20 protein-coding genes are annotated in these 22,753 nt (G+C 72.5%); 15 read left to right on the forward strand and 5 right to left on the reverse strand.

All coding sequences use genetic code 11. The features are described from left to right. The first annotated feature begins 146 nt into the window (after positions 1-146). The 3 genes from rbfA to Aau02nite_RS28470 all read left to right on the forward strand — a co-directional run bounded on the left by rbfA (position 147) and on the right by Aau02nite_RS28470 (position 3,406). Positions 147-617 (forward strand): 30S ribosome-binding factor RbfA, encoded by a 471-nt coding sequence (gene rbfA, locus Aau02nite_RS28460; protein ID WP_212991671.1) that lies wholly within the window; start codon positions 147-149, stop codon positions 615-617. Then, positions 614-1,648, forward strand: a complete 1,035-nt coding sequence (locus Aau02nite_RS28465) for a DHH family phosphoesterase (protein ID WP_212991672.1) — start codon at positions 614-616, stop codon at positions 1,646-1,648. The genes rbfA and Aau02nite_RS28465 overlap by 4 nt, the downstream gene beginning before the upstream one ends. Before the next feature lie 438 nt (positions 1,649-2,086). Further along, the gene (locus tag Aau02nite_RS28470) at positions 2,087-3,406 is read left to right on the forward strand and encodes an MATE family efflux transporter (protein ID WP_212991673.1); all 1,320 of its coding nucleotides are present in this window, start codon (positions 2,087-2,089) and stop codon (positions 3,404-3,406) included. 167 nt (positions 3,407-3,573) lie between these two features. On the opposite strand, the gene Aau02nite_RS28475 is transcribed toward Aau02nite_RS28470, so the two are convergent. Then, entirely contained in the window at positions 3,574-4,038 is a 465-nt protein-coding gene (locus Aau02nite_RS28475; protein ID WP_246595509.1) for a MarR family winged helix-turn-helix transcriptional regulator, read from the reverse strand. 36 nt (positions 4,039-4,074) lie between these two features. Here Aau02nite_RS28475 and Aau02nite_RS28480 point away from each other — a divergent pair, with 36 nt between their 5' ends. Beyond that, positions 4,075-4,473: a MarR family winged helix-turn-helix transcriptional regulator gene (locus Aau02nite_RS28480; RefSeq protein ID WP_212991675.1), complete on the forward strand. Its 399-nt coding sequence runs from the start codon at positions 4,075-4,077 to the stop codon at positions 4,471-4,473. A 33-nt stretch (positions 4,474-4,506) separates the two neighbouring features. After that, positions 4,507-5,394, forward strand: a complete 888-nt coding sequence (gene truB / locus Aau02nite_RS28485; RefSeq protein ID WP_212991676.1) for a tRNA pseudouridine(55) synthase TruB — start codon at positions 4,507-4,509, stop codon at positions 5,392-5,394. On the opposite strand, the gene Aau02nite_RS28490 is transcribed toward truB, so the two are convergent. Next, positions 5,391-5,816: a response regulator gene (locus Aau02nite_RS28490; protein WP_212991677.1), complete on the reverse strand. Its 426-nt coding sequence runs from the start codon at positions 5,814-5,816 to the stop codon at positions 5,391-5,393. The genes truB and Aau02nite_RS28490 overlap by 4 nt on opposite strands. Beyond that, the gene (locus Aau02nite_RS28495; protein ID WP_212991678.1) at positions 5,813-8,500 is read right to left on the reverse strand and encodes a response regulator; all 2,688 of its coding nucleotides are present in this window, start codon (positions 8,498-8,500) and stop codon (positions 5,813-5,815) included. The genes Aau02nite_RS28490 and Aau02nite_RS28495 overlap by 4 nt, the downstream gene beginning before the upstream one ends. A gap of 80 nt (positions 8,501-8,580) precedes the next feature. On the opposite strand from Aau02nite_RS28495, the gene Aau02nite_RS28500 reads away from it, so the two are divergent. The 6 genes from Aau02nite_RS28500 (at position 8,581) to dapB (ending at position 15,601) form a co-directional block, all read left to right on the forward strand. Beyond that, a complete protein-coding gene (locus Aau02nite_RS28500; protein ID WP_212991679.1) occupies positions 8,581-9,525 on the forward strand; it encodes a bifunctional riboflavin kinase/FAD synthetase in 945 nt (314 codons plus the stop codon). A 133-nt stretch (positions 9,526-9,658) separates the two neighbouring features. Then, positions 9,659-9,928 carry a 30S ribosomal protein S15 gene (gene rpsO / locus Aau02nite_RS28505; protein WP_023561775.1) on the forward strand — a complete coding sequence of 90 codons (270 nt, stop codon included), beginning with the start codon at positions 9,659-9,661 and terminating at the stop codon, positions 9,926-9,928. 193 nt (positions 9,929-10,121) lie between these two features. After that, the gene (locus Aau02nite_RS28510; protein WP_212991680.1) at positions 10,122-12,458 is read left to right on the forward strand and encodes a polyribonucleotide nucleotidyltransferase; all 2,337 of its coding nucleotides are present in this window, start codon (positions 10,122-10,124) and stop codon (positions 12,456-12,458) included. Positions 12,459-12,549: 91 nt separating this feature from the next. After that, positions 12,550-13,845, forward strand: coding sequence for a M16 family metallopeptidase (locus Aau02nite_RS28515; protein ID WP_246595510.1), 1,296 nt, complete (start codon positions 12,550-12,552; stop codon positions 13,843-13,845). Between the two features lie 83 nt (positions 13,846-13,928). Further along, complete coding sequence (locus tag Aau02nite_RS28520) at positions 13,929-14,846, forward strand: phosphatase PAP2 family protein (RefSeq protein WP_246595517.1); 918 nt, start codon at positions 13,929-13,931, stop codon at positions 14,844-14,846. Then, a complete protein-coding gene (gene dapB / locus Aau02nite_RS28525; RefSeq protein WP_438841181.1) occupies positions 14,834-15,601 on the forward strand; it encodes a 4-hydroxy-tetrahydrodipicolinate reductase in 768 nt (255 codons plus the stop codon). Before Aau02nite_RS28520 ends, dapB begins: the two co-directional genes overlap by 13 nt. A gap of 3 nt (positions 15,602-15,604) precedes the next feature. On the opposite strand, the gene Aau02nite_RS28530 is transcribed toward dapB, so the two are convergent. Together Aau02nite_RS28530 and Aau02nite_RS28535 are read right to left on the reverse strand one after the other, a co-directional pair. Beyond that, positions 15,605-17,596 (reverse strand): amylo-alpha-1,6-glucosidase, encoded by a 1,992-nt coding sequence (locus Aau02nite_RS28530; protein ID WP_212991684.1) that lies wholly within the window; start codon positions 17,594-17,596, stop codon positions 15,605-15,607. A gap of 10 nt (positions 17,597-17,606) precedes the next feature. Beyond that, positions 17,607-18,185 carry a GNAT family N-acetyltransferase gene (locus tag Aau02nite_RS28535; RefSeq protein WP_212991685.1) on the reverse strand — a complete coding sequence of 193 codons (579 nt, stop codon included), beginning with the start codon at positions 18,183-18,185 and terminating at the stop codon, positions 17,607-17,609. A 53-nt stretch (positions 18,186-18,238) separates the two neighbouring features. Between Aau02nite_RS28535 and Aau02nite_RS28540 the strand changes: the two genes are divergently transcribed. The 4 genes from Aau02nite_RS28540 (at position 18,239) to Aau02nite_RS28555 (ending at position 22,696) form a co-directional block, all read left to right on the forward strand. Then, a complete protein-coding gene (locus Aau02nite_RS28540; RefSeq protein WP_212991686.1) occupies positions 18,239-19,471 on the forward strand; it encodes a winged helix-turn-helix domain-containing protein in 1,233 nt (410 codons plus the stop codon). Positions 19,472-19,476: 5 nt separating this feature from the next. Continuing rightward, positions 19,477-20,016, forward strand: a complete 540-nt coding sequence (locus tag Aau02nite_RS28545; protein WP_212991687.1) for a DUF2752 domain-containing protein — start codon at positions 19,477-19,479, stop codon at positions 20,014-20,016. A gap of 72 nt (positions 20,017-20,088) precedes the next feature. Then, positions 20,089-20,994: a 4-hydroxy-tetrahydrodipicolinate synthase gene (gene dapA, locus Aau02nite_RS28550; protein ID WP_212991688.1), complete on the forward strand. Its 906-nt coding sequence runs from the start codon at positions 20,089-20,091 to the stop codon at positions 20,992-20,994. A 13-nt stretch (positions 20,995-21,007) separates the two neighbouring features. Continuing rightward, positions 21,008-22,696: a ribonuclease J gene (locus tag Aau02nite_RS28555; protein ID WP_212991689.1), complete on the forward strand. Its 1,689-nt coding sequence runs from the start codon at positions 21,008-21,010 to the stop codon at positions 22,694-22,696. Positions 22,697-22,753 lie beyond the last annotated feature (57 nt).

Below are 22,753 nucleotides of genomic sequence, written 5' to 3' on the forward strand. Positions count from 1 at the left end.
TGCAAGTTCGTTACATGAGCGGTGCCGCCGGTGGCCCCACGGGGCGACGCACCGACGCGACGTTCGGGCTCAGGCGGTCATGGGTAGGCTTCAGGCGTTGGGCGGGGCGGTTCGCCCCGGAGGCACGGTTGTCGGAGGTGGGCGATATGTCGGACCCGGCCAAGACGCGTCGGCACGCGGAGCGCATCCGCGAGCTGGTGGCATCGCTGGTGCGAGAGATCAAGGATCCCCGTCTCGGCATGGTGACGATCACGGACGCCCGGATCACGGGCGATCTCCGCGACGCTCATGTGTACTACACCGTGCTCGGGGACCAGACCGAGCAGGCGGCGACCGCGACGGCGCTGGACAGCGCCAAGGGGATGCTGCGCAGCCGGGTCGGTCACGCCCTGGGCCTGCGGCACTCGCCGAGCCTGACGTTCGTGCTGGACAACGTCCTGGACAACGTCAAGGAGATCGACGAGCTGCTGGCCGCGGCCCGGCACCGCGACGCCGAGGTGCAGCGGTTGGCCGCCGGCAAGCAGTACGCCGGCGACCCGGACCCGTACAAGGCCGAGGACGAGGATGACGACGAGGACGCCGACGAGCGGGTCGGTGCCCGCGAGGACCAGGGGTGACCGAGGCGGTCACCGTCTCGGAGGGCAGCCCCGCCGCAGCTGACTTCTCGGCGGCGGTCTCGGCGATCCGTGAGCTGGCGCCCACCGGCCGGGTGCTGCTGATCTGTCACGTCAATCCCGACGGCGACGCGCTCGGCAGCATGCTCGGTTTCGGCCTGGGACTGCGCCGGCTCGGCGTGCCCCGGCTGCAGGCCACGTTCCCCGGCACGTTCGAGATCCCCGAGCCGTTCGCCGCGCTGCCCGGCCTCGATCTGCTGGTCAGCGAGGAGCAGGCCGAGCCGGAGCCGGATCTGGTGATCGTCTTCGACGTGGCCGCGGTGTCCCGGCTCGGCGGGCTGGCCGACCGGCTGTCCCGTGCCCGGGCCACCGTGGCCCTGGATCACCACGCGTCCAACACGGGCTTCGCGGGCGTCAACCTGGTCGACGCCGGTGCCGCCGCCACCTCGGTGGTGGCCGAGGAGCTGCTGCGCCGCCTCGACGTGCCGCTGGACGCCGAGATCGCGGAATGCCTGTACGTGGCCCTGGCCACCGACACCGGCTCGTTCCGCTTCGACATGACCACGCCGCGGGTGCACGAGATGGCCGCCCGGCTGATCGCCACCGGCCTGCGCCCGGGGGAGATCTCCCGCCGGGTGTTCGACAGCCGCCCGTTCGGCGCGATGAAGCTCTCCGCCGAAGTGCTCAGCCGGGCCCAGCTCGATCCCACCGCGGCGGACGGGCACGGCATGGTGTGGACGTACGCGACGCTCGGGGACCTCGAGCGGCACGGGCAGCGACCGTACGTGCTGGACGCGCTGATCGACCCGGTCCGGTGCGTGGCCGAGGTGGACGTGTCCGTGGTGGTCAAGGAGCTCGCCGAGCGCGAGTGGGCGGTGTCGCTGCGCAGCAAGGGCGCGGTCGACGTGAGTGCCGTCGCGGTGGCGCTGGGCGGTGGCGGGCACCGGCTGGCCGCGGGTTTCACCGGTTACGGCACCCCGGGGGACGTCGTCACCGCGGTCCGCGACGAGCTGGGCAACCACCTCATTCCGTAGCTTCTTCTGCGCGGGGCCGGCCTTCGGGCCGGCCTTTTGTCGTTGATCCGGCTTCCCGTATCGCGGGACACGACGAGCAACCAGCGAGACTGAACGATAGTTTGAGTTAACGGTGATTTGGTTTCTGCACGGGCGCTACCACCGACCGCCGCAGCAGCCTCGAGCCACCCGGGTACACCATCCCGGGCTGTGTCGCCCCGCCACCCGTCCGGTGATCCCGGACCGGCCCTCGCGACACGCCGCTCGATCGATCAGTGGGTGCCGTGCACCCGTTCCGCCGTGGAAGGACCACGATCATGGCCGCCAAGCCCAAGCCCCAGCAGTCCGACGACGCCCGCGAGCAGGCCCGCCGCGCGCTGCAGACGTCGATGGACACCCGCCAGTAAGTAGTACGGGCGCGTTGCGCCCCTTACGGCTCGGCGGGCATCATGGCTGTTCATGAGCCCGCCCGCCGCCGTCGACCAAGGCACCCTCACCCGGCGCATCGCCGCCCTGGCCCTGCCGGCCCTGGTCGTGCTGGCCGCCGAGCCGCTGTACGTGCTGGTCGACACCGCGGTGGTGGGCCACCTCGGCCGGATCCCGCTCGCGGCGGTCGCCGTCGGCGGCACGGTGATGTCGGTGGCCGTCTGGTTCGGCACGCTGATGGCGTACGGCACGACCGGCCGCGCCGCCCGCCGCTTCGGCGCGGGTGACCGCACCGCCGCCGTCGCCGAAGGCGTCCAGGCCACCTGGCTCGCCCTGGCCACCGGTGCTCTGCTCGTCCTGCTGGCCCAGCTCTTCGCCACGCCGGTCACCAGGGCCCTGGCCGCCGACCCGGCCGCCGCCGAGGCCGCCGCACAGTGGCTGCGCGTCGCGGCCCTCGGCATCCCCGGCCTGCTGCTCGCGGCGGCCGGCAACGGCTGGATGCGCGGAGTGCAGGACACCCGCCGCCCGCTGTACTACGTCCTCGGCGCCAACGTGCTCTCCGCGGTGCTGTGCCCGCTGCTCGTGTACCCGGCCGGCTGGGGACTGATCGGCTCAGCCGTCGCCAATGTGGTGGCGCAGTCGCTGACCGGCGGGCTGTTCCTCTGGGCGTTGATCCGCGAACGCGCGCCGCTGCGGCCCAGCCCGGCGGTCATCGTCCGGCAGCTCGTGCTGGGCCGGGACCTGCTCATCCGCGGCGCCGCGTTCCAGGCCTGCTGGTTGTCGGCGACCGCCGTGGCGGCCCGTTTCGGCGTCGCGGCCGTGGGTGCCCACCAGATCGGCCTGCAACTCTGGTTCTTCTGCGCGCTGGCCCTGGACGCGGTGGCGATCGCGGCGCAGTCCCTGGTCGGTGCGGCGCTGGGCGCGGGCGACGAGACCGCGGCCCGCGAGGTGGCCCGGCGGGTCACGGCGGTGGGCGCGGTGGCCGGCGTGGGCTTCGCGCTCCTGGCGGCGGCGGGCGCCGGGGTGGTGCCCGGCTGGTTCACGAGCGACCGGGCGGTCCACGAGCAGGCGGCGATCGTCTGGCCCTGGTTCGTGGGCATGCTGCCCTTCGCCGGCGTCGTCTACGCCCTGGACGGCGTCCTGATCGGCGCGGGCGACGTGGGCTACCTGCGCACGATGACGCTGGCGGCGGCGCTGCTCGGGTTCCTGCCGGCGATCTGGCTGGCGTACGCGCTGGACCGGGGGCTGGCCGGGGTGTGGTTCGGGCTGGCGTTGTTCACGCTGATCCGGCTGGTGTTCCTGCTGGTCCGCTGGCGCGGGGCGCGATGGGCGGTCCTCGGCGCCACCCGCTGATCGCCTTCGGGTCGGCCGTTCTCGCGTGGGCTTCGCGGCACCGGCGGAGGGCGGGGGACTGGTCGTCTCCCACCGTGGCGGCACGCCGCGATGACAGCGTCTCGGGGCCGAGCCGGATGCTTGGGCCCCTTTGCCGCCGTCGGTCCAGCCGGCGGCCGGCGGCCTGGTCACTCGAGCGACGACCGGCCCGGCTCGTCGGTGAGGGTGCCGAGCGCGGCAGTGAACGACGTCAACAGCCGAGCGAAACCCCTCCGATCCTCCTCCGGCCAGCCGACCATGGCCCGCGCGAACATCTCCTGCCGCGACCGGTGAGCATCCGCCAGGTAGGACTGCCCCTCCCCGGTCAGCACGAGCAAAGCCCGCCGGCCATCCCGCTGATCGGCCTGGCGGATCACCAGCCCCTGCGCCACCGCCCGAGCCACCAGCCGGCTCGCCCGCGGCTGATCCACCCCGAGCGCAACCCCCACCTCGCCGACGGTCCCGGGCCGGCCCAGTTCCTCCAGCGCGTCCAGCACCCCGAACACGGTCTGATCACCCGGCGGGGCCAGCCGGCTCAATACCCGCCGGCTCTGGCTGCGCCGGATCGCGATCATCGCCCGCTCGATCGCCGCCAGGTCCTCATCGCGCTGCATGGATGTCATTATACAACTACATGTAGCATGACATTCATGCTTCCCCTCGGTTACTGGATCAAAGAGGTCGACCGCCGCATCGAGGACACCTTCGGCCGGCTGCTGGCCGACGAGGGTGTGACCCGGCGGCACTGGCAGGTCCTGACCACCCTTGCGCGGGGTGACGCCTCCCGGTCGGAGCTCGACACCGCCCTCGCGCCGTTCGCGCCGACCGTGCGCCCGCAGGTCGACGACCTGATCCGCCGGGGCTGGGTGACTGAGGTGGCGGGCGGGCCGGGCGTCCGCCTGACCACCGCCGGGCGGGCGGCCCACGACCGGGTCGCCGAGCGGGTGCGGGTGTTCCGGGCCCGCGTCGCCGAGGGCCTGTCCGAGCGGGAGTACGCGACCCTGGTCGCCCTGCTCGAGCGCGTCGCCGGCAACCTCACCCCGGCCTGACCCGCGACCCGGGTGGTCTGGTTGGGTGGAGCCGTGAACGTGGACGGGCTCATCGTTGTGGACAAGCCGGCCGGGATGACCTCCCACGACGTGGTCGCCCGGATCAGGAGGCTGGCCCGGACCAGGCGGGTCGGGCACGGCGGCACCCTCGACCCGATGGCCACCGGAGTGCTGATCATCGGGGTCAACCGGGCCACCCGGCTGCTCACGTACGTCATCGGCGCCGGCAAGAGCTACACCGCGACCATCCGGCTCGGGCAGACCACGATCACCGACGACGCCGAGGGTGACGTCACCGCCACCGTCTCCACCGCCGGGGTCACCGAGGCGGCGATCCGGGCCGGGCTCGCCGCGCAGACCGGTGAGATCGAGCAGGTGCCCAGTGCGGTCAGTGCCATCAAGGTCAACGGGCAGCGCGCCTACAAGCGGGTCCGGGACGGCGAGGAGGTCGAGCTGGCCGCCCGTAAGGTCACGATCTCCCGGCTCGACGTGCCGGCCGTGCGGCGCCCGGACGACGGGGACTTCGTCGACGTGGACATCGACGTCACCTGCTCCAGCGGCACCTACATCCGGGCCATCGCGCGGGACCTCGGCCGTACCCTCGAAGTCGGCGGGCATCTGACCGCGCTGCGCCGCACCGCCGTCGGTGATCTCACGCTCGCGTCCGCCGCCACCCTCGCGGAGCTGGAGGAACGCGCCCCCGACGTGATCTCGCTGCCGCTGGCCGAGGCGGCCCGGCGGGCCTTCCCGCAGCGGGAGGCCGACGCCGAGGAGACCCGGGTGCTCAGCCACGGCGGTCCGTTGCAGCCGGTCGGCATCGAGGGCCCGTACGCGGTCTTCAACACCGCCGGCGACGTGCTCGCGATCGTCTCCGAGCGCGACGGCAAAGCGCGCGCCGAGATCGTGCTCGCCCCGGCTTAGGACCTGTCCTGCCCGCTGCGCCGGGACAGGTGCTCGGCCACCGTCGCCACCAGGTCCGCCGCCGCGTACGGCTTGTCCAGGAAGCCGTCGCAGCCCGCCTGCAGTGCCGCCTCCCGGTCCTGTGGGAGCACGCTCGCGGTCACCGCGACGACGGTCGGCCGGGGACGGCCCGTCGCGACCGTGCCCGCCGCCAGTTCGCTCGCCAGGGCGAGGCCGCTGCCGTCCGGCAGGTTCATGTCCAGCAGGATCAGGTCGACGTCCTCCGCGGCGAGCCGGGTGCGCGCGCTCGCCAGCGTGGAGGCGTCCAGCACCTCGGCGTCGCGGACGGCCGCGATCCGGGCCCGGGCCAGCACCGCCTTGACCAGGGTCCGGTTCAACTCCTCGTCCTCGACCAGCAGGATCCTGGGGTTCTCGGCCGTCACGCAGTCTCCTTCGTGTCCTTCGCGGCAGTTCCGGAGCCGCCCTTGGCGGAGCCGTCCTTCATGGCGGTTCCGGACCCGCCGAGCAGCGGTGCCAGCGCTTCCCAGCCGGCGCCGCCGGCCATCGCGGTAGCCACCACGCCGCCGGCCATCGCCGTGGCCACCAGCGGGGCCGCGTCGCCCGGCTCGCGGGCCACGCCGGCCGCCGCGGTGAGTCCCAGCACGGGGGTGTGCCGGGTGGCCGGGTCCTGCTCGATGGCGGCCAGCATGCTGAACCCGTCCACCTCCGGCGACTGCATGTCGCAGACGATCAGGTCGAAGTGGCTCTCCCGGCTCAGCGCCAGGCCGTCGCGCCCGTCCGCGCAGGCCACCACGTCGGCGCCGCCGGCGCGCAGGCCGTCCTCGATCGCCTTGCGGATTTCGTCGTCGTGGTCGACGACCAGCACCCGCGGCACCGGCCGGTGTGCGATCTTGCGGGCCAGCGCACCGAGCAGGGCGGCCTGGTCGACCGGCTTGACGAAGTAGTCGTCGGCGCCCAGCGCCAGCCCGGCCTGCCGTTCGTCGATGATGGTGGCGAAGAAGACCGGGATCCCGGCCAGCCGCGGATCGGCCTTGAGCCGGCGGATGACCTCGAAGCCGTCGATACCGGGCAGGGCGACGTCGAGCACGATCGCGTCGGGCGGGTGCGCCCCGGCGGCGGTCAGGCCCGCCTCGCCGGTGCCGGCCACCTCGACGTGGTAGCCCGCGCTGACGAGCTGGGTGCTGAGCAGTTCGGCGGACTGCGGGTCGTCCTCGATCAGCAGCACCCGGGCACCGGCGTCCGGGCCCTGGTCGAGCTGCAGGAGGGGCGCGGCCGGCAGCCGTACGGTGAAGGCACTGCCCTCACCCGGCGTGGAGATCAGGCTGATCTCACCGTCGTGCGCCTCGACCAGCCGCTTGGTCAGCGCCAGCCCCAGGCCGGTGCCGGCCCGCTGCCGGTCCGGGTCACCGACCTGCTGGAACTCCTCGAAGACCCGTTCCCGGTCCGCCTCGGCGATGCCCACCCCGGTGTCCGCGACGGTCACCTCGACGAGGTCGCCGGCCTGGGCGACCGAGACGGAGATCGTGCCGTCGTCGGTGAACTTGATCGCGTTGGAGAGCAGGTTCTCCACGATCTGCCGGAACCGGACCCGGTCCGCCAGGGCGGTGGCCTCCGGCAGCGTCGTGGTGACGGTGAGGTTCTTGGCCGACAGCAGCGGGGCCAGGCCGGTCAGCAGCTCGCTGACCGCGGTGTCGACCCGCAGCGGGGCCAGCCGCAGCTCCAGCCGGCCCGCCTCCACCTTGGCCAGGTCGAGGATGTCGTTGATCAGGCCGAGCAGGTGCCGCCCGCTGGTGTGGATGTGGTCCACCCAGTCGGCGGGCACCCGGCGCCGGTCACCGTCGGGCTCCTCGAGCCGCATCAGGTCGCTGAAGCCGATGATCGCGTTCAGCGGGGTCCGCAGCTCGTGGCTCATGTTGGCCAGGAACGAGCTCTTCGCCTGGCTGGCCCGGGTCAGCGCCTCGACGGAGGTGCTGAGCTCGGCGGCCAGCCGGCGCTGCGCCGCGGTGACCGCCTGGCGTTCGGCCAGGACGCCGGCCTGCCCACCGAGCGCCGCGAGCAGCCGCAGGTCGTCGTCGCTGAACAGGCTGCGGTGGCGGTTGAACAGCAGCACCGCACCCTCGGCGTCCGGCGGCACCGGCATGCTCAGCACGGTCACGAAGTCGTCGCCGAGGTCGTCGCCGAAGTGGGCGACCAGCGCCGGGTCGCTGTCGCGCAGCCGGGCCGGCCGGCCGGCCCGGATCAGCGCGGTGACGTCGGCGAAGCCGAGACCGTCCGGCGCGGTCGTCGGGGGACCGGCGTACGCGGCCGGGGCCAGCATGCCGTCGGCCCGCGGCATCAGGACGGCCACCGCGTCGGCCCCGGTCTGCACCCGCATGATGTCGGCGTAGATCTGCCAGACCTGCTCGGCGGACTCCGCGGGCGCCCGCAGCAGCCGCTCGGTGACCGACTGGGCGGCCGTGGCGGAGAAGGCCCGGCGCAGCCAGTGCGGCGGCACGAAGGCGATCAGGTAGCCGAACCCGCAGATCAGCGCCAGGACCCGGTTGGCGGTGTCGAGCACCGGGCTGCTGCCGGGCACCGCCGCGATGCCGATCAGCACGATCATCAGCCCGAAGGCGGCCGTCGCGCCGGCCGCGATCATCAGCCGGGCCCGGTTCGCGCCGGTGCGGGTGCGGGCCTTGCCGAACAGCAGCGCCGCCGCGATGAGCTCGGCGATCAGGAATGACGTCACCGCGGTGAACAGCTGGATCGGGCTCAGCGGACGCGGCGCGAACGCCACCCAGGCGGCGACCGCGGCGAGTGTGACCAGAATCGCCCGCTGGAGCCAGGCCGGCACCGCGCGCAGCCGGGCGGCGAGCCGGACCGTGAGGTACGGCTGGGCCAGCAGGACGGTCAGCGAGACGGCGTTGACCCACATGGGCAGGGCATCGCCGTTGATCCGGCGGGCGATGTCGACGCAGAACAGCACTGTGCACGGCGCGAAGACCAGCGTGACGTCACGCTGCAGCGGGTCGCGCCGGCGCAGGTAGCCGACCAGAGCGCGCAGGAAGAGCACGGCGAAGGTGAACTCGGCCGCGAGCAGGACGAGAGAGCTCCAGTCAACGCGCATATCGGGACTAACTGTAGCGTTTCAGGCAGTCGTGGAGACCGATACGCTTACCCCCGGACACTCCAGGAAGGTAAGTGGAAATGCAGCGGTGGCGCGGGTACGAGGCCGTAGCGGGCGGGTTCGGCCGGTCGGTGGTGACCATCGGCGTCTTCGACGGCGTGCACCGCGGCCATCAGGCGATCATCGGGCACACCGTGAAGCGCGCCCGGGACCTCGGCCTCCAGTCGGTCGTCGTGACCTTCGACCCGCACCCCGCGGAGGTGGTCCGGCCCGGTTCGCACCCGGCCGTGCTCACCGAGCCGGTGCGCAAGGCCGAGCTGATCGAGCAGCTCGGCGTCGACGCCCTCTGCGTGGTGCCCTTCACCCCCGCCTTCTCCCAGCTCAGCGCCGAGGCTTTCGTGCACGACGTGCTGGTCGACGCGCTGCACGCCGCCGTCGTCGTGGAGGGGGACAACTTCCGCTTCGGGCACAAGGCGGCCGGGGATCTGGCGATGCTCACCCGGCTCGGGCGCACCTTCGGCTTCACGGTCGAGGAGGCGCCGCTGGTGGCCGAGCAGGAGCTGGTGTTCTCGTCCACGTACATCCGCAGTTGTGTCGACGCCGGGGACGTCTCGGCCGCCGCCGCCGCGCTCGGCCGCCCGCACCGCCTGGCCGGCGTGGTCGTCCGCGGCGATCAGCGTGGCCGGGAGCTCGGCTTCCCGACCGCCAACCTCATGTGCCACCGCTATGCGGCCATTCCGGCCGACGGGGTCTACGCGGCGTGGCTCATCCGCGGGGGCAAGCACGGCGGCCCGCAGCCGGCCTCGGTCTCGGTCGGGACCAACCCCACGTTCTCCGGCCGCGAGCGCCGGGTCGAGGCCTACGTGCTGGACTTCGCCGGCGACCTGTACGGCGAGCGGGTCAGCCTCGACTTCGTCGCCCACCTGCGCGAACAGCGGGTCTACACCGGCATCGAGCCGCTCGTCGCGCAGATCCGCGAGGACGTCGAGCAGACCCGGCGGCTGCTCGCCCGGCCACCGATCTAAGCTGCTGATAAGCTTGCCGTGACGTCGGCTATTCCGACGACCGGACTCGCCTGCCTGCCCGACGCCGCGGGCCGCGAGCTCGCCCTCCGGGGTGGGACACCGTATGAATCGGCAACACAGAATCACGGAGAACATGGCGCTCGACCAAGAGACCAAGACCAAGATCATGACCGAGTACGCGACGCTCGAGGGCGACACCGGTTCGCCCGAGGTGCAGGTCGCGATGCTCACCAAGCGGATCGCCGACCTGACCGAGCACCTCAAGGTGCACAAGCACGACCACCACAGCCGTCGTGGTCTGCTGCTGCTGGTCGGCCGTCGCCGCCGCCTGCTGAACTACGTCCAGAAGAAGGACATCGCGCGCTACCGGACGCTGATCGAGCGTCTCGGCCTGCGCCGCTGATTCGACGGGGGGAGGGGCCGCCTGGCCGCTCCCCCCGAGCTTCACCCACGGACCCGCGCGGCACCGGGCCACCGGCCCCGGTCCTCGGTAGTGGTTCCCGAGCACAAACTCTCGGGCACTTCGATCGAAGACCGGCCAGCCTCTTCCGCGCTGTGTGAACCGCCGGGTCCTCGACGAAGGAGTACCGCACCACATGACAGAGCAAAAAGCTCTCGGCACCGAGACTCGCACCGCCGTCATCGACAACGGGTCGTTCGGCACCCGCGAGATCACTTTCTCCACCGGCCGGCTGGCCCGTCAGGCCGCCGGTTCGGTCATCGTCCAGCTGGGCGAGACCACCGTGCTCTCCGCGACCACGGCCGGCAAGCAGCCGAAGGAGCACTTCGACTTCTTCCCGCTGACGGTCGACGTCGAGGAGCGCATGTACGCCGTGGGCCGCATCCCCGGCTCGTTCTTCCGGCGCGAGGGCCGTCCCAGCGAGGACGCCATCCTCACCTGCCGCCTGATCGACCGGCCGCTGCGCCCGTCGTTCACCAAGGGCCTGCGCAACGAGGTCCAGGTCGTCGAGACCGTCCTCGCGCTCGACCCGCAGCACCCGTACGACGTCGTCGCCATGAACGGCGCCTCGATGTCGACCAAGCTCTCCGGCCTGCCCTTCAGTGGCCCGGTCGGCTCCACCCGCGTCGCGCACATCGACGGCCAGTGGGTCAACTTCCCCACGCTGGAGGAGCTGGCCCGCGCCACCTTCGACATGATCGTCGCCGGCCGTACCCTGCCGGACGGTGAGGTCGCGATCATGATGGTCGAGGCCGAGGCCACCCCGCAGGCGCTGAGCCTGATCGCCGCCGGCGCGCCGAAGCCGACCGAGGAGGTCGTCGCCAGCGGTCTCGAGGCCGCCAAGCCGGCCATCCGCGAGCTGTGCCGCGCGCAGAGCGAGCTGGCCGAGGTCGCCGCCAAGCCGGTGCTGGAATACCCGGTCTTCCTGGACTACCAGGACGACGTGTACACCGCCGTCTCGGACGCCGCCAAGGGCGAGCTGGCCGAGGCGCTGAAGATCGCCGGCAAGGCCGACCGCGAGGAGGCCCTCGACCGGGTCAAGGCCAAGACGGTCGAGCTCGTCGGCCCGCAGTTCGAGGGCCGCGAGAAGGAGATCAGCGCGGCGTTCCGCTCGGTCACCAAGTCCGAGGTGCGCAACCGCGTGCTCCGCGAGCAGGTCCGCATGGACGGCCGCGGCCCGCGGGACATCCGCCCGCTGTCCGCCGAGGTCGGCGTGCTGCCGCGGGTGCACGGCTCGGCGCTGTTCGAGCGGGGCGAGACCCAGATCCTGGGCGTCACCACGCTGAACATGCTGCGGCTGGAGCAGTCCCTGGACACGCTGTCCCCGGACAAGTCCAAGCGCTACATGCACAACTACAACTTCCCGCCGTACTCGACCGGTGAGACCGGCCGGGTCGGTTCGCCGAAGCGGCGCGAGATCGGCCACGGCGCGCTCGCCGAGCGGGCCCTGGTGCCGGTGCTGCCGACGCGCGAGGAGTTCCCGTACGCGATCCGCCAGGTCTCCGAGGCCTTGGGCTCGAACGGCTCCACCTCGATGGGTTCGGTCTGCGCCTCGACGCTGGCCCTGCTCAGCGCCGGTGTGCCGCTGAAGGCGCCGGTCGCCGGCATCGCCATGGGCCTCATCTCCGACGAGGTCGACGGCAAGACGGAGTACGTCACGCTGACCGACATCCTCGGCGCCGAGGACGCGTTCGGCGACATGGACTTCAAGGTCGCCGGCACGCCGGAGTTCGTGACCGCGCTGCAGCTCGACACCAAGCTCGACGGCATCCCGTCCGACGTGCTGGCCGCCGCGCTGCAGCAGGCCCACGACGCCCGCACCACGATCCTCGGCGTCATGGACCAGGCCATCAACAGCCCGGCCGAGATGAGCGAGTACGCCCCGCGGGTCACCAGCGTCAAGATCCCGGTCGACAAGATCGGCATGGTCATCGGCCCGAAGGGCCAGACCATCAACGCGATCCAGGACGAGACCGGCGCGGACATCTCGATCGAGGACGACGGCACGATCTACGTCGGCGCGACCAACGGCCCGGCGGCCGAGGCCGCGGTGGAGCGGATCAACGCCATCGCCAACCCGACGATGCCCAAGGCGGGGGACAAGTTCCTCGGCACGGTGGTGAAGACGGCCGCGTTCGGCGCGTTCATCTCGCTGCTGCCCGGCCGCGACGGCCTGCTGCACATCTCCAAGGTGGGCGACGGCAAGCGGGTCGACAAGGTCGAGGACTTCCTCAACGTCGGCGACAAGGTCGAGGTCTCGATCGCGGACATCGACAACCGCGGCAAGATCTACCTGGACAAGGTCCGCCCCGAGGGTGCCGAGGCGCCCGCGGACGCGCCCGCCGCCTCCGGTGGCGAGGGCTCCGAGGGTGGCGGCCGCCCGCCGCGCGAGCGCGAGGACCGGGGTCCCCGTGGCGAGGGTGGCGGCGAGCCCCGTCGCCGTCGTCAGCGTCCCAGCGGCGACCGCAACTGATCCACGCATGACAGAGAGCAACCGCGGGCCGGCCGAAAGGCCGGCCCGCGTTGTCACCCCATCCGACCGCCCCGCCACCGCCCTTAAAAGGATGAAGACCGAATCTCTGCAGGACGGCGTGAAGCGCACCGTCCTGCCCAGTGGTCTGCGCATCATCACCGAGGCGATTCCCACCACCCGCAGCGCCGCCCTCGGCGTCTGGGTGGGGGTCGGCTCCCGTGACGAGACCCCCGCGATGTCGGGTGCCTCGCACTTCCTCGAGCACCTGCTGTTCAAGGGCACCGAGAAGCGCACCGCGCTGGAGATCTCCGCGGAGATCGAGGCGGTCGGCGGCGAGACCAACGCCTTCACCACGAAGGAGTACACCTGCTTCTACGCGCGGGTGCTGGACGCCGATCTGCCGCTCGCCGTCGACGTGCTCTGTGACGCGGTGGCGGGCTCGCTCCTCGACCCGGCGGACGTGGAGACCGAGCGGGGCGTGATCCTCGAGGAGATCGCCATGCACGACGACGAGCCCGGCGACGAGGTGCACGACGTCTTCACCGAGGCGATCTTCGGCGCCGGCACGCCGCTGGGCCGGCTGATCTCGGGCACCGAGCAGACCATCTCCCCGATGACCCGCGCCCAGATCAACCGCTTCTACCGGGCCCGCTACAAGGCGCCGCAGATCGTGATCACGGCGGCGGGCAACCTCGACCACGCCAAGGTGGTCAAGCTCGTCCGGGCCGCCGTGGCCGGCAGCCCGCTGGACGGCGACACCGCCGAGCCCGCGCCCAAGCGTGGCTCGTCCGGTGCCGCCCGCGCCCGCAGGCCGGTCACCCTGGTCCGGCACCGCGACACCGAGCAGGCGCACATCGTGCTGGGCTGCGCCGCCATCAACCGGGCCGACGAGCGCCGGTTCGCGCTCGGCGTGCTCAACAACGTGCTCGGCGGTGGCATGTCCAGCCGGCTCTTCCAGGAGATCCGGGAGAAGCGCGGGCTGGCCTACTCGGTCTATTCCTACGGCAGTCAGTACGCCGACGCCGGCCTCTTCGGGGTCTACGCCGGCTGCGCGCCGGGCAAGGCCGAGGAGGTGCTCGCGCTGATCCGCGCGGAGCTCGCCACGGTCGCGGCCGAGGGCATCAGCCCCGGCGAGCTGGCCCGCGGCAAGGGCATGGTGAAGGGCTCGTACGTGCTCGGCCTGGAGGACACCGGCTCGCGGATGAGCCGGCTGGCCAAGTCGGAGCTGCTGCACGGCGACCTGATGGCCGTCGACGAGATGCTGGCCCGGGTCGACGCCGTCACCCTGGACGAGGTCAACGAGCTGGCCACCGAGCTGCTGGCCAAGCCGATGTCGCTGGCCGTCGTCGGGCCCTTCGACGAGAACGCGTTTTCGAACGCCCGCTAACCTGGGACGCCGTGACCATCCTCAGCCCTCCGCCCGTACACGAGCAAGCGCCGCCGGACCGGCGTAGGCGCCGGATCATCGGCATGCTGATCTGGACGGTGCTGTTCGCGGTCGGCACGTACTTCATCGGCGTGCCGACCAGCGACCCGCTGATCGCCTTCGGCTGGCTGTGGCTGGCCACCATCGCGTGGCGCAGCGACCTGCCGTGGCGGCAGCACCTGCTGTTCCTGCGGGACTGGCTGCCCATCGCGCTGCTGCTGGTCGTCTACAACATCTCCCGCGGGTACGCCGACGACCTCTTCCAGCCGCACGTCACCGAGCTGATCGAGGCCGACGAGGCGATGTTCGGCTGGTTCACCGGCGGCCAGGTTCCGACCACCTGGCTGCAGCAGCACCTCTACCAGCCCGGCGTGGTGCAGTGGTGGGAGGTCGTGGTCACCCTGGTCTACGTCTCGCACTTCCTCACCGTGCCCACGGTGGCGGTGATCCTCTGGGTGCGGTCCCGCGCGCAGTGGGCCCGCTTCGTCCGCCGCTGGTTCACGCTGTGCGTCTTCGGCCTGATCACCTACTTCGTCTACCCGGCGGCACCACCCTGGTGGGCGTACGAAGAGGGCTACCTGAGCGAGCACGTCGAGCGGATCTCCACGAACGGGTGGGACGCGATCGGCCTGCACGGCGCCGGCAACACCCTCAACGCCCTGCAGGTGGAGGCGTCGAACCCGGTGGCCGCGATGCCGTCGCTGCACACCGCCTGGGCCATGATGGCCGTCGCCTTCTTCCTGCCGGTGGTGCGCCGGCGCTGGTGGCCGCTGCTGCTGGCGTACCCGTTGGCGATGACGTTCACCCTGGTCTACACCGGGGAGCACTACGTGGTCGACGTGCTGGTCGGCTGGGCCTACGTCGCCGCCGTGTTCCTGGTGGTGGGGCTGGCCGAACGCTGGTGGCGCAACCGGCACCCGGCTCCGGCCGAGGCGGCGACCGGCGCTAAATTGACCGGGTGACAGACCAGCAGGAGCAGATCCGCGTCGGCGTGCTCGGGGCCCGGGGCCGGATGGGCCTCGAGGTGTGCAAGGCAGTCGACGCGGCCGACGACCTCGAGCTGGTGGCCATGGTCGACCAGGGCGACTCGCTGGTCAACGCCGCGGACGCCGGCGCCCAGGTGCTCGTCGACTTCACCACCCCCGACGTGGTCATGGACAACCTGCACTGGGCCGTGGAGCAGGGCATCAACATGGTCGTCGGCACGACCGGCTTCACCGAGCAGCGGCTGGAACGCGTACGCACCTGGCTCTCGCACAAGCCCGAGGTGGGCGTGTTGATAGCGCCGAACTTCGGCCTCGGCGCGGTGCTGATGATGCAGTTCGCGGCCCGGGCCGCCCGCTACTTCGAGTCCGCCGAGATCATCGAGCAGCACCACCCGCGCAAGCTGGACGCCCCGAGCGGCACGGCCACCCACACGGCCAAGCTGATCGCTGCGGCCCGCGCTGAGGCCGGCCTGGGCGCGATGCCGGACGCGACCAAGGAGGAGGTGTCCGGCGCCCGCGGCGCGGACATCGACGGCGTGCGGGTGCACGCGGTGCGGGCGGCGGGCCTGGTCGCCCACCAGGAGGTCCTCTTCGGTACGCACGGCGAGACGCTGACGATCAGGCACGACAGCCTGGACCGCACGTCCTTCATGCCGGGTGTGCTGCTGGGGATCCGCTCGATCGTGACCCGCCCGGGTCTGACGATCGGCCTCGACCCCCTCCTCGACTGAGGCTCAGCCCAGCCTCAGGCCGGCGGGCAGGCCACTGACGTTCGCGTCGCCGGTGGCGTCGACCTGCACGTCGACCGGCGCCCCGGCGATGCTCAACCCGCGCACCTCGACCGGGCCGAAGGGCGCGCCGGCGAGCGGCCGGAGGCGGACCCGGCCGCCGGGCACGTCCGGCTCCAGTCCGATCACGGCCTGGGTCATCAGCACCGCCGCGGCCGCCGACCAGGCTTGCGGGCGGCAGGCCGCCGGGTACGGCATCGGCCGGCTCAGCGCCGTGCGCGCGTCCCCGGCGTGCAGCTCGGGCAGCCGGTAGCCGAACGCCTCGGCCGCGGTCAGCAGCCCGTCGATCAGCACGGCCGCCTCGGTGCCGAAACCGGACCGGGCCAGCCCGGCCGCCACGATCGCGGTGTCGTGCGTCCAGACCGAGCCGCAGTGGTACGACAGCGGCGAGTATCCGCGATCGAGCGTGGACATCGTGCGCAGCCCGTACGCGCCGGACATCGCCTCGCCGCTCAGCGCCGTCGCCACCGCCCGCTCCTCGGCCGCGTCGAGCAGGCCGGTGCCCAGCAGGTGGCCGATGTTGCTGGTCAGCGAGTCGACCGGGCGCCCGGCGCGGTCCAGGGCCAGCGCGGGGTAGCCGGCGTCCAGCCAGAACGCGGCCCGGAAGCGTTCGGCGAGCGTGGCCGCGTACTGCCGCCAGCGGTCACCGCCGGGCCGGCCGAACGCGTCCAGCAACGCCGCGGCGTCCAGCGCCGCCCGGTGGGCGTAGCCCTGCACCTCGACGAGCGCGATGGGTGGCTCGGCGGGCCGCCCGTCGTGGCAGCGCACCGCGTCCCCGGAGTCCTTCCAGCCCTGGTTGGCCAGGCCGTGCCCGGTGGGGTCCCGGTACGCCAGGAAGTCGTCGCCGTGCCCGGCCAGCCAGCTCAGCGCGGCTTCCAGGTGCGGCAGCAGCTCGCCGACCTGCGCCTCCGGCAGCCCCCAGCGCCAGGCGTCGTGCAGCAGGCTGATCCACAGCGGCGTGGCGTCGATGGTCCCGTAGTACGCGGCGGGCAGGCGCAGGCCGTCCCCCAGCACGAACTCGTGCCGGCGCAGCTCGTGCAGGATCTTGCCGGGCGCCTCGGCCGCGGCCGGGTCGGTCCGGGTGCCCTGCCGGCGGGCCAGCACGCGCAGCGTCCCGGCGGCCGGGCCGGTGCCCAGCGGCAGCAGCATCCGGGCCGCCCAGATACTGTCCCGGCCGAACAGCGTCAGGAACCACGGCACTCCGGCGGCGAGGTAGACATCGTCGCCGTCGGCCAGCCGCAGGCCGTGCAGGTCGTCGAGCGAGCGGGCCACCAGCCGGCCCAGCCGCTGGTCGCCGGAGTGGACCCGGGCTGCGTTCCAGTCGCGGGGGCGGGTGGCGGCGTGCACCGTCGCGGACGGGTCGTCCACCCGTACGGTGAAGGTCAGGGTCGTGTCCGTGCCCGGCGCGAGCGTGACCGCCCAGCGCAGCCGCCCGCGGTCGTCGATGGCGGCCCGCTCGGCGGTGACCGTTACCGTGACGCCGTCCCGGGTCCAGGTCAGGCCGCCGTCCGCGGACCGGCCGGCGGTCACCGGGGTGGTCGCGCCGCCGGACCTGACGACCTCGATCGGCGCCAGGTCGACTGCCAGGTCGACGGTGACCACCGTGCTGACCGGCTCCGTCGCGGCCGAGCTCAGCCGGATCCGCTCGTCGAGACGGGCGGGAGTGACGGTGCGTGTCCGGTCGATGCGCACCCCGGGGTCGAGCCGGCGGGCCAGCGCGGCGAAGTGTGTCGTGCCGGCACCCGCGTCGGCGTGGCCGATCGGCTCGGGCTCGTGCCCGTCGAGCAGCAGCACCGCCGCGGACAGCACGCGGACGTCCGCGTGGAACGCGCCCTGCACGCCGGCCGCGCGGAGCTGCCCGTCCGGGCCGGCCAGGGCCATGGTCGGTGCCGCCACGGTGGTGACGAGTTCGTGCAGCAGCGGCTGGAGACGGTGCATGGCGGGCCGGTCAGGAAGCCTCGGGTGGCTGCGGGTCGACGGCCACGTGCAGCCGCAGCTGGGGGACCAGCATGTCGTCCACGTCCAGCGCGCGGCCGGCGCCGTCCGGCTCCCAGCCGGTGGAGACGAGGAACTTCTTCATCGCCTCGTCCGCGTCGTAGGCCCAGGCCACGGCCGCCTTGAACGCGTCCTCGCGCCACAGGTCGACGGTGGCCGCGAGCAGCCGGCTGCCGTGCCCGCGGCGGCCCCAGCGGGGCTCGACCAGCAGGTCGGTGATCGCCGCCACGTCGTCGGGCAGCGGTGGCTCCTCGGGCACGAGCGCCTGCTCGTCGGCCGGCCCGGAGGCCGCGAAGCCCACCACGTGCGACGCCGCCTCGGCCTGCTCGACCGCGATCAGCACGCGGTGCCGCGGTGAGGGCGGGGCTCCGATCGCCTCGGCCCAGCCCCGGGCCAGGTACGCCTCGTCCAGGTTGGCCAGCACGTGCGCCGGGAACATCCGCCGGTACGCGGTCCGCCACGTCGTCAGCTGGATGCGGGCGATCTCGCCGGCGTCCTCGGGACGGGCGGGACGGACGAAACCGAGTGCCATGCCCGGCAGCCTACAGACGGCTTTGTCGTACCCCTCGGCTAGCGTCCTGGTCTGTGGCCGTACCCGAATCTCTCTCCGTCGCCCAGGCCCGGCGCATCACGCTGGCCGCGCAGGGTTTCACCGACCCGCGGCCGGGCGGCGCCACCGACATGCGGCACCTGCGCCGGGTGCTGCGCCGCCTGCACCTGATCCAGATGGACTCGGTCAACGTCCTGCAGCGGGCCCACTTCATGCCGCTCTACAGCCGCCTCGGGCCCTACCCGACGGCGCTGCTCGACCGGGCCGCCTACCGCAGTCCCCGGCTGCTGTTCGAGTTCTGGGGCCACGAGGCGTCGCTGATCGACGTCGAGCTGCAGCCGCTGTTCCGCTGGCGCATGGCCCGCGCCCACGACTACGCCTGGGGCGGCATGCGCCGCATCGTGGCCGAGCAGCCGGAGCTGGTCGCCTGGGTGCTCGACGAGGTCCGCGCCCGCGGCCCGCTGACCGCCGCCGAGATCGAGCACGACGCCCCGCGGACGAAGGACCACTGGGGGTGGAACTGGTCGGTCGTCAAGCAGGCCCTCGAGTGGCTGTTCTACAGCGGCGAGGTCACCGCCGCCGAGCGCACGACCTCCTTCGCCCGGCGCTACGACCTGCCCGAGCGGGTCCTGCCCCGGCACGTGCTGGAGGCGCCGACCCCGTCGCCCGAGGATTCGTTCCGGGCCCTGGTCGAGCTGTCCGCCCGCACCCTGGGCGTGGCCGCCGAGCCGGAGCTGCGCGACTATTTCCGGCTGCCGGTGGCCGGGTTCAAGCAGGCCCTGGCCGAACTCATCGACGACAGGGTGCTGCTCCCGGTGGGCGTGCACGGCTGGAAGGGCCCGGCCTACCTGCACCACGAGGCCCGGTTGCCGCGCCGGGTGCGGGCGGCCACGCTGGTCAGCCCGTTCGACCCGCTGATCTGGGAGCGCGGGCGCACCGAGCGGCTGTTCGACCTCAACTACCGCATCGAGATCTACGTGCCCGCCGCCCAGCGGCTCTACGGCTACTACGTGCTGCCGTTCCTGCTCGGTGACGAGTTCGCGGCCCGTCTCGATCTCAAGGCCGACCGCAAGAGCGGCGTGCTGCAGATCCCGGCCGCCTGGATCGAGCCCGCCGCCGACCCGGAGGAGACCGCCGCCGCGCTGGTGCCCGAGCTGCACCGGCTGGCCGGCTGGTTGGGCCTGCACACAGTCGCGGCACCGCAGCGCGGAGACCTGGCCGGCCCGCTCACGGCCGCGCTGAAGCTTGCCTCCGCGGGTGTACCGTGACGCCCATGAGCAGTGCGACCGATCCCGTCGCGGTCCACCCGCAGATCGACGGGCCGGTGCACGGCCCGTACCCGCCGCCGTACTTCGAGCCGGCCCAGCCCGACCGGGTCACGCGGTTCGTCCAGCGCAAGTGGCGCGAGTCGCCGATCTGGGTGGCCCCGGCCGCGATGCTGGTCTGCATGGCCGGCGCGGTGGGCTACACCCTGGCCACCCATCCCACCGAGGCGAACGCCGGTGCGGCCCCGAGCTGCCTGCTGAAATACACCACCGGCTTCATCTGCCCGGGCTGCGGTGGCACCCGCGCGGCGTGGTATCTGCTGCACGGCGACATCCCGGCGGCGGCCCGGCACCACGCGCTGTTCGTCTTCGTCGTCCCCTTCCTGCTCTACATGTACGTCGCCTGGGCCGGGCGCCGGCTGTTCGGCTGGCGGCTCCCGCAGCTCAACCTCAGCCCGGCCGTGATCGGTGGCTTCATCGCCGTCTGGGGTGTCTGGAGCGTTCTGCGCAACCTGCCCTGGGCGCCGTTCGCCGCCTTCTACGTCTAGGACAGGCCGGGGCCGGGGCCCGGGCCCACCGGCGACGGGGTGAGCCCTCCGGCCGTCCGATAAGTTGTCGGTATGACGCACGACCACCCGCGGCCCTTCGGCCGGCTGCTCTCGGCCATGGTGACCCCGTTCACGGCGGACGGCTCGCTCGATGTCGACGGCGCGGCCAGGCTGGCCACGTGGCTGGTGGACTCCCAGGGCCACGACGCGCTGGTGATCAGCGGCACCGGCGGTGAGTCGCCGACGACCACCGACGCGGAGAAGGAGACCCTGCTGCGCGTCGTCGTCGAGGCGGTGGGGGACCGGGCCCGGATCGTGGCGGGCGTCGGCACGAACAACACGGCCCACACGGTCGAGCTGTCCCGCGCGGCGGAGAAGGCGGGCGCGCACGGCCTGCTGGTCGTGACGCCGTACTACAACAAGCCCCCGCAGGCCGGCCTGGTCCGGCACTTCACCACGGTCGCCGACGCCGTCGGCCTGCCGGTGATGCTCTACGACATCCCGCACCGCTCCGGTGTGCCGATCGCCACCGAGACGCTGGTCCGCCTGGCCGAGCACCCCAACATCGTGGCCGTCAAGGACGCCAAGGGCGACCTCGCTGGCAGCGCCGACGTGCTGCGCCGCACGGACCTGGCCTACTACTCCGGCGAGGACGCCGCCATCCTGCCGCTGCTGTCGATCGGCGCGGTCGGCGTGGTCGGCACCTCCACGCACTTCGTCGGCCCGCAGACCAAGGCCATGATCGAGGCGTACGAGCGCGGCGACACCGCCGGGGCGCTCACGCTGCACCGGCAGCTGCTCCCGCTGTTCACCGGCATCTTCCGGACCCAGGGCACCATCCTCGTGAAGGCCGGTCTGCGCGCCCTCGGGCTGCCCGCCGGACCCGTGCGCTCGCCGCTGGTCGACGCCACCGAGGCCGAAACGAACCAACTGCTCGAGGACGCCGCCGCGGCGGGACTGCACCTCGGCACCAATTAGAGAGGCCTCGCACTTGAGCCAGGCACACGTCGAACTGGAACCACCACCCCCGCTGCCGGAGGGCGCCCTGCGCGTCATCCCGCTCGGAGGTCTCGGGGCCATCGGCCGCAACATGACGATTTTCGAGTTCGACGGCAAGCTGCTGGTCGTCGACTGCGGAGTGCTCTTCCCGGACGTCGAGCAACCCGGCGTCGACCTGATCCTGCCCGACTTCGACCCGATCCGGGAACGACTGGAGGACGTCCAGGCGATCGTGCTGACCCACGGGCACGAGGACCACATCGGCGCGGTGCCGTACCTGCTCGCCCTCAAGCCGGACATCCCGCTGGTCGGCTCCGAGTTCACCCTGGCGCTGGTCGAGGCCAAGCTGGCCGAGCGGCGGCTGGACCCGTACACGCTGACCGTGCGCGAGGGGCAGACCGAGCGGCTGGGCCCGTTCGAGTGCGAGTTCTTCGCGGTCAACCACTCGATCCCGGACGCGCTGGCGGTCGCCGTCCGTACGCCGGCCGGCCTGGTCCTGCACACCGGCGACTTCAAGATGGATCAGGTCCCGCTGGACGGCCGGATCACCGACCTGGCCGGGTTCGCCCGGCTCGGGGCCGAGGGCGTCGACCTGTTGCTGTCGGACTCGACCAACGCCGAGATCCCCGGCTTCGTCACCCCGGAACGCGACATCGGCCCGGTGCTCGGCGCCATCTTCGCCAAGGCCCGCGGCCGGATCATCGTGGCGAGCTTCGCCTCCCACGTGCACCGCGTCCAGCAGGTGATGGACGCCGCCTACGAGTACGAGCGCAAGGTGGCCCTGATCGGCCGCTCGATGGTCCGCAACATGGGCATCGCCCGGGACCTGGGCCTGCTGCGCATCCCGGACGGCCTGCTGGTCAGCCTGGACGAGGCGGCCCAGATGCCGCACGACGAGATCGTGTTCATGTCCACCGGTTCGCAGGGCGAGCCGATGAGCGCGCTGGGCCGGATGTCCACCGGCGACCACCGGCACATCACCATCGAGTCCGGCGACACCGTCGTGCTGGCCAGCTCGCTGGTGCCGGGCAACGAGACCTCGGTCTACCGGGTGATCAACCAGCTGGCCCGGGCCGGTGCCACGGTCGTGCACAAGGACACCGCCAAGGTGCACGTCTCCGGGCACGCCCCGGCCGGCGAGCTGCTGTACCTGCTCAACGTCGTACGCCCGAGCAACCTGATGCCCGTGCACGGCGAGTGGCGGCACCTGCGCGCCCACGCCCAGCTCGGCATCGAGTCCGGGGTCGCGCCGGACCGGGTCGTGCTCTGCGAGGACGGCGACGTGGTCGACCTGGTCGAGGGGCACGCCCGGCACGTGGGCCGGGTCAAGAACCGCTACGTGTACGTGGACGGCCTGGCCGTGGGCGACGTCAGCGAATCGCTGCTGACCGAGCGGCGCATCCTCGGCGACGGCGGCTTCATCTCGGCCACCGTGGTGATCGACTCGGTGACCGGCAAGGTGGTCGGCGAGCCGAGCATCTCGGCCAAGGGCTTCTCCGAGGACCCGCAGGCCTTCAACCCGGTCATCCCGCTGCTGACCGCGGCCCTGCACCGCTCGGCCGAGGACGGCATCACCGACACCCACCAGCTCCAGCAGGTGGTCCGGCGCACCGTCGGACGCTGGGTGAACGACGCCTACCGCCGCCGGCCGATGATCGTGCCGACCGTCGTGGAAGTGTGATCGGCAGCCATAGTTTTCGGTGAATACCGGATTCATTGATCCGGCCGCGACCCCTTT

Origin of the sequence: Actinoplanes auranticolor (genome assembly GCF_018332655.1) — a bacterium.
Lineage (GTDB): Bacteria > Actinomycetota > Actinomycetes > Mycobacteriales > Micromonosporaceae > Actinoplanes > Actinoplanes auranticolor.

Bases quoted from the DNA above. Each gene is read 5' to 3' on its own strand.
- rbfA (WP_212991671.1), top strand. From the start codon at position 147: ATGTCGGACCCGGCCAAGACGCGTCGGCACGCGGAGCGCATCCGCGAG.
- Aau02nite_RS28470 (WP_212991673.1), top strand. From the start codon at position 2,087: ATGAGCCCGCCCGCCGCCGTCGACCAAGGCACCCTCACCCGGCGCATC.
- Aau02nite_RS28475 (WP_246595509.1), bottom strand. From the start codon at position 4,038: ATGCAGCGCGATGAGGACCTGGCGGCGATCGAGCGGGCGATGATCGCG.
- Aau02nite_RS28480 (WP_212991675.1), top strand. From the start codon at position 4,075: ATGCTTCCCCTCGGTTACTGGATCAAAGAGGTCGACCGCCGCATCGAG.
- Aau02nite_RS28495 (WP_212991678.1), bottom strand. From the start codon at position 8,500: ATGCGCGTTGACTGGAGCTCTCTCGTCCTGCTCGCGGCCGAGTTCACC.
- Aau02nite_RS28500 (WP_212991679.1), top strand. From the start codon at position 8,581: ATGCAGCGGTGGCGCGGGTACGAGGCCGTAGCGGGCGGGTTCGGCCGG.
- rpsO (WP_023561775.1), top strand. From the start codon at position 9,659: ATGGCGCTCGACCAAGAGACCAAGACCAAGATCATGACCGAGTACGCG.
- Aau02nite_RS28510 (WP_212991680.1), top strand. From the start codon at position 10,122: ATGACAGAGCAAAAAGCTCTCGGCACCGAGACTCGCACCGCCGTCATC.
- Aau02nite_RS28515 (WP_246595510.1), top strand. From the start codon at position 12,550: ATGAAGACCGAATCTCTGCAGGACGGCGTGAAGCGCACCGTCCTGCCC.
- Aau02nite_RS28520 (WP_246595517.1), top strand. From the start codon at position 13,929: ATGCTGATCTGGACGGTGCTGTTCGCGGTCGGCACGTACTTCATCGGC.
- Aau02nite_RS28530 (WP_212991684.1), bottom strand. From the start codon at position 17,596: ATGCACCGTCTCCAGCCGCTGCTGCACGAACTCGTCACCACCGTGGCG.
- Aau02nite_RS28535 (WP_212991685.1), bottom strand. From the start codon at position 18,185: ATGGCACTCGGTTTCGTCCGTCCCGCCCGTCCCGAGGACGCCGGCGAG.
- Aau02nite_RS28545 (WP_212991687.1), top strand. From the start codon at position 19,477: ATGAGCAGTGCGACCGATCCCGTCGCGGTCCACCCGCAGATCGACGGG.
- dapA (WP_212991688.1), top strand. From the start codon at position 20,089: ATGACGCACGACCACCCGCGGCCCTTCGGCCGGCTGCTCTCGGCCATG.